2 protein-coding genes are annotated in these 1,560 nt (G+C 67.2%); both read left to right on the top strand.

All coding sequences use genetic code 11. The annotated features are described in order from the left end of the window. The coding region (locus AC1DVA_RS28225; protein WP_476808105.1) for a hypothetical protein at positions 1–182 on the top strand (182 nt) is incomplete at its 5' end. 114 nt (positions 183–296) lie between these two features. Beyond that, positions 297–1,412 (top strand): IS5 family transposase, encoded by a 1,116-nt coding sequence (locus AC1DVA_RS28230; RefSeq protein WP_476808106.1) that lies wholly within the window; start codon positions 297–299, stop codon positions 1,410–1,412. Positions 1,413–1,560: the final 148 nt, after the last annotated feature.

Consider the following 1,560-nt stretch of genomic DNA (forward strand, 5'->3'; position numbering starts at 1 on the left):
GGTATGGTGGGGTATGGTGGCTCCTGAAGGGGCCGGTCATCAATCCGACCCTCGTCAGGACCGCAACGATTAAGGCGGCTGAGGCAGGAGCGGGTTGGGATATGGCGGCATATTCCATCATTGACAGCGTCATCGCCAAGGATCCTGCAGTCTGGGTGGGCTCCATGGATCGTGATCTGTAGCGTTGTGGCCTGCCCCCATTTGGTGGCCCAGTTCTAATCTAACAGGCTGTTGAAAAAGCGGCTCGCGGCTCCGGCCTTGACGTGATTCACTCCTCTGCGCTGGGGAGGGGCGGGATGCGCGGGACGGACGAGAGGACAGGGGCGCTTTTCAGCTACGTGGACCTGGAGGCCCGGGTGCCGGCGGGTCATCCGCTTCGGGCGATCCGGTCGCTGGTGAACGAGGCTCTTTCGGCGATGGGGAGCGACCTCTCGGCGCTCTATTCGGGCCTCGGCCGACCGTCGATCGCGCCGGAGAAGCTGCTGCGTGCGATGCTGCTGCAGGCCTTCTACTCGATCCGCTCTGAGCGCCAGCTGATGGAGCGGCTGGAGTTCGATCTCCTGTTTCGCTGGTTCGTCGGGCTCGGCATCGACGACGCGGTCTGGGATCACTCGACGTTCTCGAAGAACCGCGACCGGCTGCTTGCCGGCGACGTCGCCGCGCAGTTCCTGTCGGCCTTGCTGGCGGGGCGCCGTGTGAAGCGGCTCCTGTCGAGCGAGCACTTCAGCGTCGAGGGCACGCTGATCCAGGCGTGGGCGTCGATGAAGAGCTTCAGACCGGTCGAAGAGCCTGGAAGAGGCTCCGGCCCGAACGAGCCGCCGCCGGCGTCGGGCGGGCGCAACGCCGAGGCCGACTTCCGGGGCGAGAAGCGTTCGAACGCGACCCACGCCTCGACCACCGACCCGGACGCAAAGCTCTATCGCAAGGGGCCCGGCATGGAGGCGCGGCTCGCCTTCCTCGGCCATGCCCTGATGGAGAACCGCTCCGGCCTCATCGTCGATGCCTGCCTGACGAAGGTGTCGGGCCATGCCGAGCGGGTCGCGGCTCTGGCGATGATCGAACCGTATGCCGACCGGCCGCGGCCCATCACGCTCGGGGCCGACCGCGGCTATGACGCGGCCGACTTCGTGAACGAGCTGCGTTCGATGAACGTGCGCCCGCATGTAGCGCAGAACCTGACCCGTTGCCGCGGCCGCTCGGCGATCGACAGCCGCACCACCCGCCATCCCGGCTATGCAGCGAGCCAGCGGGTCCGCAAGCGCATCGAGGAGGGCTTCGGCTGGATGAAGGCGGTGGCCGGGCTCGACAGGCCCAAGCTGCGCCGCGTCGACCGGGTCGGATGGGCCTTCACCTTCGCCGCAGCAGCCTACAACCTCGTCCGCCTGCCGAAGCTGTTGGCGACACCGGCATGAGCGAGATCACCGACACGCCCCCGCAACGATCATCATCGAAGCCGCGCGACGCCCGGGCCGAGGCCAACGACGCTGATCGCGCTCACCAAGCGCCATCAATCATCCGAACGCTGCCGGTACCGCTCTGCCCAGCCGCGCCTTCTTCAAC

Source organism: Allobosea sp. P4_C6 (assembly GCF_056402015.1).